This is a genomic window from Pararhodobacter sp. CCB-MM2 (genome assembly GCF_001691415.1).
In the GTDB taxonomy this organism is placed as follows: domain Bacteria; phylum Pseudomonadota; class Alphaproteobacteria; order Rhodobacterales; family Rhodobacteraceae; genus Pararhodobacter.
Window position 1 is genome coordinate 85,227 of sequence record NZ_LRRR01000010.1, and the last position, 17,813, is coordinate 103,039.

The window sequence follows — 17,813 nt, forward strand, 5'->3', positions numbered from 1 at the left end:
ACGCTCCATTTCGATGTCCCTCTCGTGTGCCCCACTGCAAAGCGCATTTGAAATTCGACTTGGACAAAGCAATATGCATGGCATGAATAATTTACGTGCCATCGACCTCAATCTGCTCGTCGTGCTCGACGCGCTTCTGGCCGAGCGACATCTGTCGCGCGCGGCCGAGCGATTGAACATGAGCCAGCCCGCGGTCAGCCATGCGCTTGCGCGCTTGCGGATCCTGCTGGACGATCCCCTGTTCCACCGCCGCAGGCGCGAGATGGAGCCGACGTTGCGGGCACTGGAACTGTCCGCGCCGCTGGCCGAGGCGCTGGCGCAGATCCGCACCGTGCTGGCACCCGAGGGCTTCGACCCGACCGAACGCCATGTCTTTCGCCTTGCCATGTCTGACTATGGCACTGCACTCCTGCTTCCAGACCTCATGCGGCGCCTGCGCGCGGAGGCGCCGGGCATTGACCTCGTGGTTACGCAGAAAAGCCGCGAAGGAATGATCGGCGCGGTGGTCGATGGCGAGATCGACATGGCCTTCGGGGTCTTCCCCGATCTGCCGTCGCGCTGCGTGGCAGAGACCCTGTTCGAAGACGACTATGCCTGTCTTCTCGATCCTTTGGCCCAGCCGCAGCCCTACCACGGCCTGACCGAAGCGCTCTACTGGGCCGCGCCCCATGTCCTCACGGCGGTCCATGGCGAGGCGGCGACGGAGCTCGACCTCCACCTTCGATCGCACCAAAAGCATCGGCGCATCGCATTGGTTCTTCCTCACTGGAACGTGGCGCCTCAGGTCGTTCGTGGCACCGACCTGATCCTGACAGTTGCGCGGCGGTGCCTGGATGTCACCGACCCAGGCTTGGAAGTTGCCGCTCCGCCCCTTGCGATGCCCTCGATCCGCTTCGCCGCGATCTCTGCTAAGCGTCGGCGCACCGACCCTGCGCTGCGCTGGTTAATTGAGCAGGTGCGGCAAGCTATCGCGGCACGGCCTGCGCGCTGATCGGGATCGAGCCTGCACCAACGACAGCCTCTTAAGGTCGCGAGAAGGGCGTTCTTTTGACTGGGGCTGTAGGACCGCTCGCGGCCCTTCTGCGACGATCATGCCGTGCGCGACTTTACGCTAGCTGCCGGTGTCGAGGGCGGAGAGCGGTCGTTCGCTGCGTCGGTCACAAACGGTTGCGACAGTCGAGAAAAGAGCTGACCCCGCGGACAATCTTATTGGTAGAATACCTGGGACTGACGGGCCAAAAAACCCTACTGGGCGGCGCTGTTGCACAAAAGAGCTGACGTCAGGCACCGTCCAGTCAAGGCCAACCAACGGCAGCAGGCTCTCGACGAAGCCGGTCGTCTGCCTGAGCGCTATGCCAAACAGGACCTTCATCGAAAGGCGCGCCTGAATGGCGACATCGCTGAAGGCTGGCCAGTTTCTGGACCTGTAGATCGTGGGTGTCGGTCTGCTTAGGCATCCCAGCTACCGCAATAGATCAACGAGATGAATCCCTCATAGAATCTCTGCAACAGAGCCTTACAGAATGTCGGCCATCGCAAGGTCTTTCTGTGCGAAGTCCATAAGGGCGCGGACCTTGCGGGGCAGGACGCGCCCCTCGAGGTAGATTGCGCTGATCGGGCCCGTTTCGCCCTCGTATTCCGGCAGCAGCGGCACCAGCGTACCGGCGTTGATGGTGTCGCCGAGGGCAAATCGCGGCACATAGGCGATGCCGAATCCCGCCGCTGCCAGCTGAACCGCAGCCCGGGCGGAGTTCACCTGGAACTGCCCTTGAATGGTGACGACTTTCTCTTCGGCACCGGCGCGAAAGGTCCAGCGGCGCGGCATTCGGCGGTTGGTGTCGACGATGCAGCGCGCCTTCGCCAGATCGTCCAGCGTTTCCGGGCGGCTCTGTGCCTCAAGGTAGGCGGGGCTCGCCACCACGAGCGACCGGAACGCCCCGAGCTTGCGGGTCTTCAGTGACAGCATGTCCGACTGGCCGATGCGGATCGCCAGATCGATCCCTTCGCCGGCCAGATCGGCATAGCGGTCGCTCAGGCGCAGATCGATCGTCAGCTCGGGGTTGGCGGCGGCAAAACGCCCGAGCATCCCGCTGACATAGATCTCGCCAAACGTGACCGGGGCCGAGACGCGGATCACCCCGGAAAAGCCGCGCGACCCTTCCGAGACCTCGGCCAGCAGCGCATCGAGCTCGTCGAGGAGGGCCGGTGCGCGGGCCAGCAGGTCTTCACCCGCCGGGGTCAATCCGACGCGCCGGGTGGTGCGCTGAAATAGCCGCACGCCCAGCCGCGCCTCAAGCTCTGCTACGTATTTGGACGTCAAGCGGTTCGACACACCAAGCTGGTCTGCCGCCCCGGTGAAGGAGCCGGTCTGCGCCGTGGCCACGAAGGCCTTGAGTTCATCGACAATGTCCATGCGCCACCATTCAGAACAAAATGGGGATATTCATTCTATTAAATCGCCATTTTGTTGGTGATCCGCAAGCCGTATCTCTGGTTGCAGATGAAGACACGCCGCCATGGCGCGGCACAGAAAGGACGACGACATGAACATCGCAATCATTGGCAACGGCAACATCGGCTCGGGCCTCGCAGGCGCACTCGGCAAGACCGACCACAAAGTCACCCTCTTGGGCAAAGGCGACGACCTTGCGGCCGTTGCGGCGGCCGAAATCGTCATCCTCGCCACCCCCTATGGCACGGTGAACGAGCTCGTCGGCACGGTGGATTTCACCGGCAAGACGGTGATTGACGTCTCCAACCCCGTGAATGCGGATTTCTCGGGCCTGCAAGTGGGCCACGCCACCTCGGCCGCCGAAGAGATTGCCGCGGCGCTGCCCGGGGCCTCGGTGGTCAAGGCGTTCAACACGATCTTCGCCCAGCATTATGCAACCGGCCTGCAGATCGACGGCCGCCCGCTGCAAACTTTCGTTGCCTCGGATGACGCCGTGGCGCGGGAGCGCGTCAAGAAACTCGCGACCGAGATCGGCCTTGTGACGGTCGACGCCGGCCCGCTGAAGAACGCCCGTTACCTTGAGCCACTTGGCTTCCTGAACATCCAGTTCGGCTATGTGCTGGGCCAGGGCACGGGTATCGCGCCGCAATGGCTGGCCGCTGCCTGATCCCGGCAGGGCCGTCCCGGCGGCGGCCCGCTTTCCAACGGAGGACCCGATATGAGCCTGACCCAAGACCTTGCCGCCCTGCGCGACGGCTTTGCGCGCACCGCGCGGATGCCCGTCGTCTTCCTCGGCCATGGCAGCCCGATGAACGCCATTCAAGACACGCCCTTCAGCCGGGTCTGGACGGGCCTCGGCGCCCAGCTGCCGCGACCGCAGGCGATCCTCGTCGTCTCGGCCCACTGGATGAGCCGGGGCACCACTTTGGTGAACGTGACAAACACACCCAGCACGATCCACGACTTCTACGGCTTCCCCGAGGCGCTGTTCGCCCAACAATACCCGGCCCCCGGTGCGCCGGATCTGGCGCGTGAGGTGGTGACGCTGCTGGCCAGCCACCACGGCGAGGCGGACGAGACTTGGGGCCTCGACCACGGCGCCTGGACGGTGCTGAAATTCCTCTACCCCGAGGCTGATGTGCCGGTGTTCCAGGTCTCGATCGACATGACGCGGGGGCTCGACTACCAGCTCGAGGTCGGCAAAGCGCTGTCCGAGCTTCGCGACCGGGGCGTGTTGATCCTCGGCTCGGGGAACGTGGTGCATAACCTGCACGCGGTCCGTTGGGGGGCAGGCAGTGCACCGCATGATTTCGCGCTGGCGTTCGATGGGCTGTTTGCCAACAAGCTGGTCGACCGCGACTTTGCCGCCCTCAGCGACCGCGCTGGCCTGGGCTCACTGCTCGACATGGCGCATCCGACCGTCGACCATTACCTTCCCGCGCTGACGGTGGCCGGGGCGTCGGATCAACGTGATGCCCTTACCTTCATGACCGACGCGATCGACCTCGGCTCGGTGTCGATGCGGTCTTTCATCTTCCACCCCGCCTGAGGAGGCCCATCATGCTTGTGAACGGAAAATGGACCAAGGACTGGCAGCCGGTGCAGAAGGCCGACAGCAAGGGGCGCTTCGTGCGTCAGGTGTCGAGCTTCCGCAACTGGATCACCCCCGACGGCGCGCCGGGGCCGACCGGGGTGGGCGGGTTCAAGGCCGAGCCCGGGCGCTATCGGCTTTACGTGGCCTACATCTGCCCCTGGGCCTCGCGCACCCTGATGGCGCGCAAGCTCAAAGGGCTTGAGAAGATGATCGACGTCACCGTGGTCAACCCGGTGATGACGGATCAGGGTTGGGCTTTCGGCGGCTATCCGGGCGCGGACGAGGATCCGCTGTTCGGGTCCCGCTACATGCATGAGATCTACACCCGCGCCGACGACAATTTCACCGGGCGGGCCACCGTTCCGGTGCTGTGGGACACCCATGGCGACGTGATGGTCAGCAACGAAAGCGCGGACATCCTGCGCATGTTCGATACCGCGTTCGAACATCTGGTGCCAAGCGAGTTGCGCCTTTACCCCGCCGATATCGGCGCCGAGATCGATACGCTCAATGCCGAGGTCTACGACCAGCTCAACAACGGCGTCTACAAGGCGGGATTTGCCTCCAGCCAGGCCGCCTATGACGAGGCGGTCGACGGCGTCTTTGCCATGCTCGATAACCTCGAGACCCGGCTGACCGGCGACTATCTGTTTGGCGACCGGCTGACCGAGAGCGACATCCGCACCTTCGTGACCCTGATCCGCTTCGATGCCGCCTATCACGGGCTGTTCAAGACCAACCGTCGCCAGATCGCCGAGTACCCCCGCCTGTCGGACTGGATGGCGCGGATCTATCGGCTCTCGGGCGTGGCCGAGACCGTCAACATGGACCACATCACGCGTGGCTATTACTCGATCAAGGCGCTCAACCCGACGGGTATTCGCCCGGTAGGCCCCGCCCATATCGAGGCCTTGCTGCGGACGGCCTGAGCGCCGTCCGCACATACGGGATGACCGGCTGTCTTCTTCGAGCCCGACAGGAATGTTGCGCGGCGGCCGAGAAACGGCCGTTCGCGTCGTTCGGCATTTCGGGTGACCGGGAGAACATTGCCGACCCTGCCGTGTTCTGAAAAACTCGGCGGCATGGACCTGCCTGACCTCCGCCCTGATATCCGATTTGCCCGGCTTGGGGACGATCCAAGCGACATTGCTTTCGCGTTCGAGGCCAAACGAGCCGCCATGGGGCCGCACATCATCAAGCGTTGGGCCTGGGACGAAGCCTTCCAACGCGCGCTCCATGAGCGCCACTTCCGTGAGAAACCATTCTTCGAGATCAGGCGATCCGAGCAGCGACTGGGAACGCTATCCTTTCAGATAAAGCCGGATCACGTACGGTTCGGGGAATTCTATCTGTTTCCGGCGCATCAGGGGCGGGGAACCGGTTCTGCCATTCTCGCGCATTGTCTGTCGGTCGCAGATCGCCTGAGCTTACCCGTTCGATTGGAGTATTTGCACTGGAACCCGGTCGGCGCGCTGTACCGCCGACATGGTTTCAAGGAAGTCAGTCGCTCCGAGACCCACTGTTTCTTGCAAAGGGAAGCGGTCCGCTTGTAGCCCACGGCAGGCTCGACGCTTCTATTGGATGGACGCGGCGCATTAGCCCGCCTTTTCCCGCTTTCACGTTGTCGGCGGTCCTCGGCAATTTTAGTGTGCCGGGATGAAATTTGCCGTGACTCTTCTGATCTCTCTCGTTGCTGTCTGCTTTTTGCTCGTACTGGGCGGTTTGTGGGTCTTGTCCGGGGCCCCGATGCCCGCAATTCCCCCTGAACGGACGGCCGCTCCGGAGGGGTTCGACGCTTCCGTTTATGTGGATATTGCAGCCCTTTCCTCGACTGAGCAGGCGACGGTGCTGCGGATCAACGATTTCGGACGCCCTTTCGAGCATCACATGATCACCGATCTGGCGGTCACCTATTTCACGCTGTTCGCCGGGGACGAGAGGAGGCGGGTCATTTTCGTCGACGACCAGGGTACGGTGATCGGCGACATCACCGACCAGCCGCAACTCTTTCCGATGGGTCAGTTCATGGTGACGCTGGACAGCTATTACGTGATCTCTCGTGACAGCGTCTCAGCGCGCCAGCCGATCGTTGACCGCGTTGTTGCCGCGCCGAACGAACTGGCGCAGATGATCGCGCGAAGTACTCATTACCGGTCGTATTCCGGAACCGACCTTCCCGATAACGATCTTGCGGCGGGCGTGAATACCCGCCTGCACGTCATGCGCCTTGACGGGGTCTGGACACGCGTGGCGACCGACGATGCGACGTTCTACGAATGGAAAGGCGTCCCGTTCGACCGACTAGATGCGCAATATCGGTTCCCGCGCCCCGCGGACACGGTGACGGCGGCTCCGGATTTCTTCGGCGGACGCTATCGGATCGAGCTGACCCATTTCGACCAGCGGGAATTCTTGCCCGAGCGCGGCGCCCCCATCGGCAGCCCCACCGGGCAGGGCCGGCTCGCGCAATGGACGGGCACGGGGTATTACACGGTCTTCATCGACGAGGCCCCAGCGCTGCGTTTTCGGATCGAGAATGATCGCGAGGTCCTGTCGGGTTCCAGGTCCATCTCTCTGACCATCCACGGCGGGGCTGCGCTGGATTTCATCGTGATCGAGCAGGCCGATCCGCGTGGTGACAAGCAGGTGTTTGTCGTGCGGCGCGCCACCTGACAGGCGCGCGCCCCGGTCTCGGTCACACCGTCGCGCGCAGGCGGGCCAGACCGGCGGCGCCCCCTGCAAAGACCAGCAGGACGACACCCGCGCCGAAGGCGGGGACATGGCCGCCCGCGTCGTAGAGCAGGCCTCCAAGGCTCGCCCCCAGCGTGATCGACAGCTGGATGATCGCCACCATGAGGCCGCCGCCCGCCTCTGCGTTATCCGGGAGCGTGCGTGCAAGCCAGGTCCAGTAGCCCACCGGGGCCGAAGTCGCCAGGAACCCCCAGCCGATCATCAGCGCAGCGGTCCCGATCAGGCTGGCGCCGAAGGCGATCAGCCCCAGCCCCACGGCAGCCAGCAGCAAGGGCCAAGCGATGAGGACCGGGTACAGCGCGCGCTCCAGCGGTTTGCCGATGACGATGGTCCCGACAAAACCGGCGAGGCCAAGCATCAGCAGCATTGCCGTCAGGTTCGACACCGCCACGCCGGTGACGCTCTCGAGGAAAGGGCGCAGGTAGGTGAACAGCGTGAACTGTCCCATGAAGAACAGCGCCGTAGCCAGCATTCCAAGGCTGATGGCGGGTGATTTCAGCAAGCCGAACAGCGTGCCACCTTCTGTGAGCTGCACGGGGGCCATGCGCGGCAATCTGGCCAACAGCCAGAGAAAGGCGATCCCCGCGACCGGGATCAGGCACAGGAAGGCCATGCGCCAGCCAAAAAGCCCGCCAAGCAGGCTGCCCAGTGGCGCCGCGACCACCGTGGCCAGCGCGTTGCCGCCATTGAAGATCGCCAGCGCGCGCGGCACTGAGCGCTCTGGCACCAGACGCATGGCAATGGCGGCCGACATCGACCAGAAGCCACCGATGGCGACACCGATCAGCGCCCGACCCACGAGGAAGACGCCGAAGCTGGGAGCCAGTGCCGCGAGGGTGCCTGAGGCCAGCATCAGCGCCACGAGGCCGAGCAACACATGCTTGCGGTCCATCCTGCGGGTAACAGCACTCAGGCAGAGGCTGGTGATCACGGCGAAGGCCCCGGAGACGGAAATCGCCTGTCCGGCCTGACCTTCGCTGATCGACAGGTCCGAGGCGATGGGCGTGAGGATGCTGACCGGCATGAACTCCGACGCGACGAGGGCAAAGGCTCCGAGCGACAGGGCGACGACAGCGCCCCAGTTGGCACCGGTTTCGGGGGGATCGGCGAGGGTTGCGTCGGACACAGGGGACATGAGGGGCTCCGCGGGTGATGCCATTTGGCGCGCCGTAAGACGGCACGCGGCTTTCCCGCTGGATACGCCCGTCGCCGCGCATGCGGCAGGCACAAAAATCCCATACACTCCATGAATGAAATTCATGCTCGAACGCGTGGCCTGTCGATCCGAAGCCGCAGCGCGAGGCTGAACTTCCTCCGCCTTGACGAGCACAGGAAATTGCCGTCGAAGGGCGGGCACCAGCCCGCCAGAACCCGGACAAGGCGGCCTGAAACCAGATCCTCGTCAAGCTCGGGGGCGGCCCTCCGCGCACGGCGATCATGTCCGGCCCGAGAGGCCCGCCAAGGCGAATGGCGCAGTCGAAGCGGTCCTCGGCAAGATCTGACAGACGGCCGTCGGTGCTGATCTCGATGCTGATGTCCGGGAAGTCCTGCCCCAGCTGCGCGGCGACTGACCAGACGATCTGGCGCACGGCAAGCCTGCTGCCCGTAACTCGAACCGCGCCCGAGAGACGTACGCCAAGCAAACGCTGTTCCGCTTCTGCAACCCCAAGACCGGTGCTTCGGTACGGTCATGGAGCGGCGCGACGTGCAAGCGCGCTCTTTAAGGAGAACTCGCTTCCGTCAACTCGGCGATACCGATCCCCCATTCTCCCGCGACGGAGTAGAAGAGGAAAAGCCGTCCGTCGTCCTCCAGGATCGCTGGATCTCGAAGTTGATTGACCGGCTCATCGACGGGACCGATGACTGACGGTGCGATCGTCAGCTGCGCTCCCTCCCAATCACGCTCGGGCGCAAGGAGAAGCTGGCGAGGGCCCTCTGACCAGGACATCCAGTCGGGCGTGAGGTCAATTTCACATTGCCAGAGGGATTCAGGCGCGTCACCGCGGTTGGACCAGATGACCGTGAGGGAATCGCCCACGACTCTGACCGCAGAATGCCGCATATCAGGGGTGAAGAGCCGAGGCCCCGTCTCCCAAGACGTGCGGCCGTCTTTCGACCGATAGACTTGGCCGGGCATGCCGATCGCATAGGTCCAGTCCCCGTGTCGGAAAATCCGCACATAGGGATTCATCAGGTTCTCGCGCCCCCCCGTGAAGACCAACCCATCGGTCGATTCCGCAAGCCGCGTGAACTGGAACCTGATCTCGTTTCCGCCGTGATAGAACAGCCGGATACGGCGCGCCTGATGATCAATCACCACCTCGGGGGAGGCGAGGTGATGACTGAAGCCAGACAGGGCGAGCGGCAACACCCCGGGCTCGTACACAGTCCAGGGGCCGGTGAGCGCCTCCGCATAGGCGAGCCGGATGTACTCGCCGCGGTGATGGGCGAAATACAGGTAGTAGCGGCCCAACGGGTTCGGCACCCAGTCAGGCACCCGGATCACGGATGGCCCGTTGATATTGCTCCCCATTCGGGCATCCATGCCCTGCGTGATGATCGGGGCATCAAGGAGTCTACGTGCCGTCAACATGTCAGCGCGACAACTGATCGATGTAGTCTTGCATTGTCGCGCGGACCTCTGGCGACACAGATTCCACGACCCCCAGGATGCGCTGGGCTTCGTCCTGCAGCACGACTTCGGGCGTCGAGCCCAGAACATTCTGGGCGGCTTGCGCCATCGCCGGATCCTCCATCACCTCGGCATAAGCGCGGGCCACCGCGGCGGTAATGTCATCGGGCGTTTCCGGAGGGGTGACGAAGATCCAGGTCATCCCGTCGGCTGCGGTCGAGAGATAGCGCACAAGATCATAGGCCGGCCCGGAAGGTGCTTCTCCGCGTGCGGCAACGACATAGTCGTAGAAGGTCGGCAGATCCCCAAGTTCGGAATTTTCCGCCTCGGTTCCGTCTTCCTGCGGGCGGCCCCAGTAGAACAAACCGACGCTCTGACCGGGATCGACCATCTCGGGGACGACATTGGTCAACCAGTTCGAGACGGTCCCGTTTCGCAACTGGATCTCGCCGCGCTGCATCGCGGCCAAGGTCTCGGCGCCGCCTTGAAACCCGCCGACGAAGTCCATCGGGATGCCAAGAAGGTCCATCGACGCAGCCGTGCGGATCTCGCTTGATCCGGGCGTGAAGCCGCCGTAGCGGACCCGCTCGGTTTGGGCGAAATCAGCGGCGGTCGTGATCGAGGCGCCGGTGGCAACATGGGTGACCCAGGTATTGCCAAGGCCCCCGGCGAGGCCGAACTCGCCGAACGGGACACGCAGCTCTTCAGGGTCCAGCACGCGCGTGGCGCCCCCCCAGGCCAACCAGCCAAGGGTCAAGCCATCAGGCTCGGAGTGGTAGACGGCTTGAATGCCCCGCAGCAGGGCACCGCCCGGCATGGATTCCGCGATCACTTCGGGCTCGCCGGGCAGGTGGCGGCCCAAATGCGCCGCAAGGATCTGAGCAAAGAGGCCGGTCGCCCCGCCGGGGCCGGCGTTATAGACAATGCGCACGGTCTCGCCGCTGAAATCGGCCTCGGCCATGGCTGCGCCGGGCGCGACGAGGGCAAGGCTGCAGGCCGTCAGGCGCAGAAGCGCGCCGGTTTTGAATGTGGTCATGGTTCTCTCCTCCCATCGGATTTCCGCTGGCGGATACCCGGATAGACGCATTTCACTTGATGCAGAATGCGAAGGGAAGCGCACGCGTTGGCAAAGCGGTCTTCGTCAATCGCGAAAGCGAACCTGCCGCGATCTGCGAAAGCAGCCTTGCCGGATGAGCGGCTTCCGCGCGGGCGCATCGTGGATTTAGGGTCCGTTCCGACGGCTCCGTTGCGGGCCTTGCGTCAACAATGGGGGAGCCAATGGCCGACGACAAACCAAAGGTGCAGGAAATCCGGCAGAGCGAGAACCGGTTCCTTGGCTCTGATATCTTCGAATCTGGCAAGTATGTTTTCTCGGCCCGCAACGGGCGCGGGAGTGTCACCGAGCCTGCGCGTGACGTGCCGGTCTATCACGAATGCGACGTGCTGGTCGTGGGAGGGGGGCCGGCCGGAACGGCGGCGGCCTTGGCCGCGGCGCGTACCGGTGCGGATGTGGTCGTGATGGAGCGCTACAATCACCTCGGTGGCCTGTCGACAGGCGGCGTGGTGATCTGGATCGACCGGATGACAGACTGGTCAGGCAATCTAGTGATCCGTGGTTTTGCCGAAGAAGTGCTGGACCGGTTGCCGGACGAGGGCAAGGCAGGACCTGATCGCACGTTGTGGGGCCGTCGCGATGACGCGCTGGCGAAATACTGGCGTCTTCGCACCTCGGCGTTTCATGGCATCGTCACCTGGGCGCCGACCATCGATCCCGAACGACTGAAGTTGACCAGCCAGGAGATGCTGATCGGGGCCGGCGTGCGCATTGTCTATCACTCCTGGGCTGCGGTGCCGATCCTCGAAGACGGTGCGGTGACGGGGGTGATCTTCGAATCCAAGGAAGGTCGACAGGCGCTGAAGGCGAAGGTCGTGGTCGATTGCACCGGAGATGGTGATGTGTTTGCGCGAGCCGGCGCCGGCTTTGAGACCGACATCGAAGAGGGCGACGTGCACCATTCGATGAACACCGGCTTCATGCTCGGCGGTGTCGACATGCAGACCTGGCTCGACTTCCGTCTCAACGACGAGGCGGGTTTCTCGCAGATCAACCAGCTTGGCCGCGAAACCCTGGGCTTCTTCCAGGCGCCGTATGTTTCATGGCGCGATGACATCGCGCTGTTCCTGGGGCCGCGGCAATCCGGGCTCAGCGCCCTCAATGTGGACGACATCACCGAGGTCGAGATCCGCTCGCACCGTTTCATGCAAGCTCATTGCGAATTCTTCCGCCAGCATGCGCCGGGATTCAGGGACGCCTATATGTTGCTGAGTGCACCGCAACTGGGCGTTCGTCATACGCGCCGGCTTGGAGGGCTCGGTCGGATCGAACGCGGGCAGTGGAGCGCTGGGCAGGCCTTGCCGGACGAGGTCGGCGTATCGCCGTCGATGTCGCCGAAGTTCCCGGTGATTTCTGTCCCTTACAGCGCGTTGGTGCCGGTGCGCCTGAACGGTCTTTTGGCGGCAGGACGGCATATTTCCTGCGATGCCAACAGCCACGGCTTCATGCGCGAGATCCCGCAATGCTGGCTGACCGGGCATGCGGCCGGAGCGGCGGCCGGGATTGCCGCAAATCGTGCCCTCCAGCCGCGGGACATCGACATTGCCGAATTGCAGGCGACGTTGCGCAAGCAGGGTGTGTATCTGCGCGACCCGTCCGAAGCGCCGGCCCGGGCGCTGGATGCGGCGGACGCAAGCTGACTGCCGCTTGACAGCTTGGCGCCGGCCCGGCACGGCTTGAGGTATGGATTTCATCGTCAATCTCCGTACCTTTCTGGCCGTCGCGCGTCTCGGCAGCTTCTCTGCCGCGGCGCGCGAAGCCGGAACCGTGCCATCGGTCGTGTCAAAGCGTGTGTCGCAACTGGAGCACATGTGCCGGGCTCAATTGTTCGAGCGGTCGACCCGTGGGCTGGAGCTCACCTCGGTCGGCCGCACATGCCAGCAGAAATTTTCGGAACTGCTGAGCGAGATCGAGGCGACTATTCAGGCCGGGCCGGCGCGGAGCCGGCTGTCCGAGCAGTTGCGCATCAAATGCCCGACGACGATGTCGATCATGCATTTCAGCGACATTTTCTGCGACTTTCAGTTAGCCCATCCCGGCGTTCGCATAGACCTCAACTTGGTCGATCGGTCGGTGAACCCGGTCGAAGAAGGCTATGACATCGCCATAGGGGCGCTTCCGGCAACTTATCCTCAGGTCCACGAAACGGCGCTTTGCTCGCTGCCACGCAAGTTGGTCGCGGCACCGTCCTATTTCGAGGAGCGCCCGATGCCAAAGCACCCGAGCGATCTGAACCGGCTGGATGGGCTGGTGTTCCGAGCGTCCGGCAGTACTTGGTCGCTCATCGGTCCGGCTGGCGAAGTCGCCGTTGAGGTCAATGCCGTGTTCAGCGCCACCGATACGCGCATCTTGCGACATGCCGCGGAGCGGGGACTTGGCGTCGCCCTTATTGCCGAGCCGCTGACTCGTGAGGGCCTCGCTTCGGGTCGGCTCATCGAGCTGCTGCCGGAGTGGCGTGTGCCCGACTTGTACCTCAAGGCCATGGTGCCCGAACGGCGTATGCAAAGCCGGGCGGTTCGTCTGCTCCTCGATGCGTTGGTTGCGGCGACGCAGCCGGTCGCGCCGTGGGATCGTGCCTGACACCGTGCCGTTTTCGCAATTGACGAAAGGTAGCTTCGCGCCTTGCCTGCTTCCCTGAGGGCCGGTGCTGGGCTTTCTTGAGCAGGAACGGGAGCGATCGCTCCGGCGGTGGGGAGACCGCGCGTTCGTGCATGTCAGGGAGGACAGCATCATGCAGGTCGTTAGATTTAACCTTGGCGCCATCGCGGCGAGTGTCATGGTCTGCTCGTTGGCGGCTCCGGCGAGCGCCGACGTTGATTTCAGCGGCGAGACGATCGAGATCGTCTTCAACACAGGCCCCGGCGGTGCCGTCGGGCTCAGTGCTCAGGTCGCGGCGCAACATCTTGGGCGCTTCGTTCCCGGAAACCCGGAAGTCATCGCCGTCCCGATGCCCGGCGGTGCCTTGTTGCGGGGTATCCAATATGTCTACGCCTCCGACCCGGACGGGCTGACCCTGGGTTGGCTCGCCTGGGGGGGATCGACCCGGGTTCTGGATCCCGAAGCCCTGCGCGTGCCGTTTCACGAGATGGGCATCCTGGGTGGCCTCGCGACACAATGGGTCACCCATGTTCGAACCGAGACAAGTACCGGCTCTGTGGCAAGCGTCGAGGACTTTCTTGCCCTGCCATCCATTCGCAGCGGGGGGATCGCGCCCAATGTGTCGACAGATATCCGAACCGCGGCCTCGCTGGAACTTCTCGGTATCGAGAACGCCTACATCGGCGGGCATACGGGCGGATCGGATGTTCTGGCCGCAATGCGGCGCGGTGAAGTCGATCTGCGGACGGGGACGGTGTCGAATTACCTGACCACCGTGGTGCCGGAGATGGTGGAAACCGGGGAAAGCCTGCCGCTTTACTACTGGGGCCAGCCGACCGAGGGGGGAGAGGTGGCAAGTCCTGCGCTGGACAACCTGCCGACCTTCTATGACTTCCATGTCGCGCAGGTGGGGCAGGCGCCGGTTGGTCCGACCTATGATCTGCTTCGCTACCTGACGCGGACGTCCGACGGGCTTGCCTGGCTGTTCGCCGCGCCACCGGGAACGCCGGAGGAGATCCAGCTAACCCTCGCGGCCGCTTATGCCGAGATGGTCGAGGACCCGGAGTACATTGACGCCATCACCCGTATTCTGGGCACGGCCCCCGAACCCGTTCTGCGCGACGAGGCAATTGCGATCGTTGATGAGGTCCGGAATGTTTCGCCTCAGATCCTGGAGACGATGCGGGCCTTCATCGACCGCTATGCTCGCTAAGCCTACCGGGGCCCGACAGACGGTGCCCCACACTCGTTCCAAGGACAATCATCGTGATTGACAGCATTCTCGCGGGCTTTGCCCTGATCGTTCAATGGCCGACGCCCCTCTATCTGGTGGGGGGCGTGCTTTTGGGTATCTGGCTTGGGGCGGTGCCCGGACTTGGCGGTGTCACCGGCCTGGTGCTGATCCTGCCGTTCACCTTCAGCATGGAACCGGCGCAAGCGTTTGCCTTGCTGCTGGGGATGTTCGCGCCGATCACTACGGCAGACACCTTGTCGTCGGTGCTGCTGGGAACGCCCGGAACGGCGGGTTCGCAATCCACGGTGCTTGACGGCTATCCGCTGGCACAGAAAGGCCACGCCGAGCGAGCGCTGGGTGCGGCCTATACCGTTTCGGCCTTCGGCGGGGTTTTCGGTGGGTTGATGCTGTTACTGTTCCTGCCCCTGGCGATGCCGATCATCATGATGCTGGGCACCCCCGATTTCTTCCTGCTGGCCTTGCTGGGGCTGCTGATGGTGGGGTCGGTTTCGGGTGCGTCCTTGGCCAAGGGACTCGGCGCGGCGGCGATCGGCCTCTTGCGGTCGCAGGTCGGTTTCCCCGTCTCAAGCCCCACGCCACGCTACTGGTTCGGTGAGGTTTCCCTGATGGACGGGGTGCCGCTGGTCCCGGTGGTGTTGGGTTTGTTCGGAATAGCCGAGATGCTGCGACTTTCGCTGCGCGACAGTTCGATCTCGTCGGTGCCGCGTGGTCAGGCCGAGGGAGGAGGGCTCCTCGACGGGATCAAAGACGCTTTTCGGCACCGCTGGTTGGCGCTGCGTTGCGCGCTTCTGGGCACCTACATCGGCATGCTGCCGGGTATCGGCAATGCCGTAGCGGACTGGATCGCCTACGGCCATGCCGTGCAATCCGCCAAGGACAAATCGCAATTCGGCAAGGGAGACATCCGTGGCGTGATCGCGCCTGAGTCCACCAACAATGCCGTCGTCGGCGCGGCTCTGATCCCGACCTTAGTGCTCGGCATACCCGGCACCGGCGCAATGGCGATCTTGCTTGGCGCGCTGTTGATCCATGGCCTGACGCCCGGCCGGATGATGATGACCGAGCATCTGGATCTTACGGTCAGCATGATCTGGACCATCGTCAACGCCAATCTGCTGGCGGCGGGCTTGCTGATGCTCTGGGGTCGGCAATTCGCACGAGCCGCCTTCATTTCGGGTCACCTGATTGTCCCGGCCGTGTTGATCTTCCTGTTCATGGGAGCATGGCTCTTCGCGGCTGACCTGATGAGCTGGTACATGCTGCTCGGCTTCGGTGTGGTGGGCTGGTTGATGGGGCAGGCGGGCTGGCCGCGCCCGCCCTTGGTGCTGGGGTTCGTCCTCGGCAAGATCATGGAGCAATCCGCAGTGCTGGCGATCCAGTCCTATGATCTGCCCGACTTTCTGTCGCGACCGCAGACGCTGCTGCTTGCCGCCTGCGTGATCCTGTTCCTGATCTATGCCACCTGGAGCGCACTGAGAACGGCCAAGGCGGTTTCCGACAACCCGGCGCAGGAGGGGGCCGCACGCAATCCCTGGCTATCGGCGGCCTTCGGGGCTGCGATGCTGGCGCTGTTCGTCTGGGCGCTGGTGCAAGCCTTGGACTGGTCGCTTTATGCCCGGACGATGCCGTTGATCATAACGGTTTCGGGCATCTGCATCTTCGCCTTCACGACGGTGAGCGATCTGCGGCGCGCGGCGGCAGGTGCTTACCAAGGCCCCCTCATTGACGCGCCTTGGCGCACGTTGGTCTTCTTTGGCCTGCTCTTGGCGATGGTTCTGTCCGCATGGTGGATCGGCCAGATGGCGGCCATGGTGAGCTTCGTGCTGGCCTATCTTCTCTTCATCGGTCGGGTGCGTCCCCTTTGGGCGGTGGCGCTCTATGCATTGGGCACGCTGGCCCTGTTGTCCTTCGTCTATGCCGATGTCCTCAACGTCCGTTTCCTCCGGGCTCACCTGTGGTGAGTGCGGAGCGCTGCGTCCAGTGCTGCCAGATGCGCATTGACCACGGGGCGCAGCAGTTCAGGATCTAGCTTGTCGAGCGTGTCCTGTGGCGTATGAAACCAACGCGATTGGCCGAGCACCGCGAAAGCGTGTCGATAGCCCAGATCGCAGATGGACGACAATTCCCCCGCGCCAGAGATCACCGGGCGCGGGTCTTCCAATCCACTCAACCCGGCAAAGGCGGTGCGGCAGGCCTCGGTCATGGTCGGGGTCGCCATCAGCAGGCGGTTCGGATCGGCGTGACGTAGCATGACGCCGTTTCGGGTTTCCTGATGGTCATTCGCCGCAAGGGTCGCTCCGATATGGACCCACAGATCCGTTGTGTCCGGGGCAGGGGCGCTGTCCATCGCGACATGCGTCCCTGCGAAGGACAGTTCGTGGCCTGTGGTGTTCATCACGAACAACGAATGATCCGGATAGCGGGCAGGCAAGAGTCTGGCTATGGCCAGGAAGGCGGCGGTGCCGGAGCCGCGTTCAGTCAGGCAGGTGAAGAAACCGGTGCGCGGCGTCGAGAGCGCGATCCACCGCGGTCCCGCCCGGCGAGCTGCCAGGATGTTCGGGCTGACGACGGTCTCAACCCCGCCTGAGAGCGTCAAGGTGACGTCCTGCCCCTCAAGCGCTAGATATCTCGCCAGCTCGTCCGGCCGTCCGACGACCAGCGGTACATCCGCAAACGGCCGGTCGGCCCAGGTGTTGAGGCCAACAATATCGCCCGACGGACCGGTCGGCAGGACGATGACCGCCTTCGCCCCCGCGCGCGTGACGGCATCGATCCAATTCGCGATCGGGGGCAGCCAGATGGTCGAGTATCGGGCATAGGGAAGAGCCAATACCGCAATCGCGCCATTCGCCTGAGGGGCCTGCGCCACGTCATGCACGACGCACAACGGGGCCGTGACCTCGCCAGCCACCATGTTCGGCTGCGCGAACAGCGTCAGCCCGGTGTTGGATAGGCTCAGCAGGTTCACGCGGTTGCGGGGAAGGGGCACCTCCTGCCGTTGGATCTGGTAGCCGGCCAGAGCAAGCTCGCCGGCAATCCAGTCTGCGGTGGCCAGATCCCCCGGACCGCCAGTGTACTTGTCGCCGAAGTTGGCATGACGCTCGAGGTCGCGGGGAAGCTGATCAATCGGCACGGGGTTCCTCCTGAGTTTGCTCTTCGTACCGCAGGCGCGCCTCCCGAGGAATTTTCCTTCCGCGGCGACAGCTTTCCGGCAACGAGAAAGCTCAGCAAGGCGCGGCGCTGGGCGGCTGGCCCGTGGCCCCCGTGTCATCACAAATGCCTCTCTGCCGGGCGCTACCCGGCGGCAGGTCCGGCCGTGCACCCAGTCGTCATCCCAGCCTGCGGTCGCGCGGCAAGAACCTTGGTCCCGCGCTGATCGTGGCGCTCGCCAAGAACCGCGCGGGAAATTGGCGCGAT

Annotated in this window: 15 protein-coding genes and 1 pseudogene; 10 read left to right on the forward strand and 6 right to left on the reverse strand. The window is 63.9% G+C overall.

The annotated features are described in order from the left end of the window. Positions 1-82 precede the first annotated feature (82 nt). Positions 83-991 carry a LysR substrate-binding domain-containing protein gene (locus BCY78_RS12275; protein WP_083194998.1) on the forward strand — a complete coding sequence of 303 codons (909 nt, stop codon included), beginning with the start codon at positions 83-85 and terminating at the stop codon, positions 989-991. Positions 992-1,252: 261 nt separating this feature from the next. On the opposite strand, the pseudogene BCY78_RS25975 reads toward BCY78_RS12275, so the two are convergent. Together BCY78_RS25975 and BCY78_RS12280 are read right to left on the reverse strand one after the other, a co-directional pair. After that, positions 1,253-1,462, reverse strand: a pseudogene (locus tag BCY78_RS25975) (transposase); the annotation flags it as partial. A gap of 54 nt (positions 1,463-1,516) precedes the next feature. Next, on the reverse strand, positions 1,517-2,413 hold the full coding sequence (locus tag BCY78_RS12280; RefSeq protein WP_068302114.1) for a LysR family transcriptional regulator: 897 nt from the start codon (positions 2,411-2,413) through the stop codon (positions 1,517-1,519). Between the two features lie 130 nt (positions 2,414-2,543). On the opposite strand from BCY78_RS12280, the gene BCY78_RS12285 reads away from it, so the two are divergent. The 5 genes from BCY78_RS12285 (at position 2,544) to BCY78_RS12305 (ending at position 6,719) form a co-directional block, all read left to right on the forward strand. Next, the gene (locus tag BCY78_RS12285) at positions 2,544-3,119 is read left to right on the forward strand and encodes an NADPH-dependent F420 reductase (protein WP_068302115.1); all 576 of its coding nucleotides are present in this window, start codon (positions 2,544-2,546) and stop codon (positions 3,117-3,119) included. Positions 3,120-3,170: 51 nt separating this feature from the next. Further along, on the forward strand, positions 3,171-4,001 hold the full coding sequence (ygiD, locus tag BCY78_RS12290) for a 4,5-DOPA dioxygenase extradiol (protein ID WP_068302116.1): 831 nt from the start codon (positions 3,171-3,173) through the stop codon (positions 3,999-4,001). Positions 4,002-4,012: 11 nt separating this feature from the next. Then, the gene (locus BCY78_RS12295) at positions 4,013-4,975 is read left to right on the forward strand and encodes a glutathione S-transferase family protein (protein ID WP_068302119.1); all 963 of its coding nucleotides are present in this window, start codon (positions 4,013-4,015) and stop codon (positions 4,973-4,975) included. Between the two features lie 153 nt (positions 4,976-5,128). Next, positions 5,129-5,599: an N-acetyltransferase gene (locus BCY78_RS12300; RefSeq protein WP_068302120.1), complete on the forward strand. Its 471-nt coding sequence runs from the start codon at positions 5,129-5,131 to the stop codon at positions 5,597-5,599. Positions 5,600-5,702: 103 nt separating this feature from the next. Further along, a complete protein-coding gene (locus BCY78_RS12305) occupies positions 5,703-6,719 on the forward strand; it encodes a hypothetical protein (protein ID WP_068302125.1) in 1,017 nt (338 codons plus the stop codon). Between the two features lie 22 nt (positions 6,720-6,741). On the opposite strand, the gene BCY78_RS12310 is transcribed toward BCY78_RS12305, so the two are convergent. The 3 genes from BCY78_RS12310 to BCY78_RS12320 all read right to left on the reverse strand — a co-directional run bounded on the left by BCY78_RS12310 (position 6,742) and on the right by BCY78_RS12320 (position 10,465). Next, a complete protein-coding gene (locus tag BCY78_RS12310; protein ID WP_068302127.1) occupies positions 6,742-7,932 on the reverse strand; it encodes an MFS transporter in 1,191 nt (396 codons plus the stop codon). Positions 7,933-8,517: 585 nt separating this feature from the next. After that, the gene (locus BCY78_RS12315; protein WP_083194991.1) at positions 8,518-9,390 is read right to left on the reverse strand and encodes a hypothetical protein; all 873 of its coding nucleotides are present in this window, start codon (positions 9,388-9,390) and stop codon (positions 8,518-8,520) included. A 1-nt stretch (position 9,391) separates the two neighbouring features. Next, on the reverse strand, positions 9,392-10,465 hold the full coding sequence (locus tag BCY78_RS12320; protein WP_068302132.1) for a hypothetical protein: 1,074 nt from the start codon (positions 10,463-10,465) through the stop codon (positions 9,392-9,394). 242 nt (positions 10,466-10,707) lie between these two features. Here BCY78_RS12320 and BCY78_RS12325 point away from each other — a divergent pair, with 242 nt between their 5' ends. From BCY78_RS12325 to BCY78_RS12340, 4 genes are all read left to right on the forward strand, one after another. After that, positions 10,708-12,183, forward strand: a complete 1,476-nt coding sequence (locus tag BCY78_RS12325; RefSeq protein ID WP_199523147.1) for an FAD-dependent oxidoreductase — start codon at positions 10,708-10,710, stop codon at positions 12,181-12,183. 43 nt (positions 12,184-12,226) lie between these two features. Continuing rightward, positions 12,227-13,123, forward strand: coding sequence for a LysR family transcriptional regulator (locus tag BCY78_RS12330; RefSeq protein WP_068302136.1), 897 nt, complete (start codon positions 12,227-12,229; stop codon positions 13,121-13,123). Positions 13,124-13,187: 64 nt separating this feature from the next. Beyond that, complete coding sequence (locus tag BCY78_RS12335) at positions 13,188-14,354, forward strand: hypothetical protein (protein ID WP_139103154.1); 1,167 nt, start codon at positions 13,188-13,190, stop codon at positions 14,352-14,354. Positions 14,355-14,407: 53 nt separating this feature from the next. Beyond that, positions 14,408-16,357: a tripartite tricarboxylate transporter permease gene (locus tag BCY78_RS12340; protein WP_068302142.1), complete on the forward strand. Its 1,950-nt coding sequence runs from the start codon at positions 14,408-14,410 to the stop codon at positions 16,355-16,357. On the opposite strand, the gene BCY78_RS12345 is transcribed toward BCY78_RS12340, so the two are convergent. Further along, positions 16,345-17,529: a hypothetical protein gene (locus BCY78_RS12345; RefSeq protein ID WP_068302144.1), complete on the reverse strand. Its 1,185-nt coding sequence runs from the start codon at positions 17,527-17,529 to the stop codon at positions 16,345-16,347. The genes BCY78_RS12340 and BCY78_RS12345 overlap by 13 nt on opposite strands. Between the last annotated feature and the right edge of the window lie 284 nt (positions 17,530-17,813).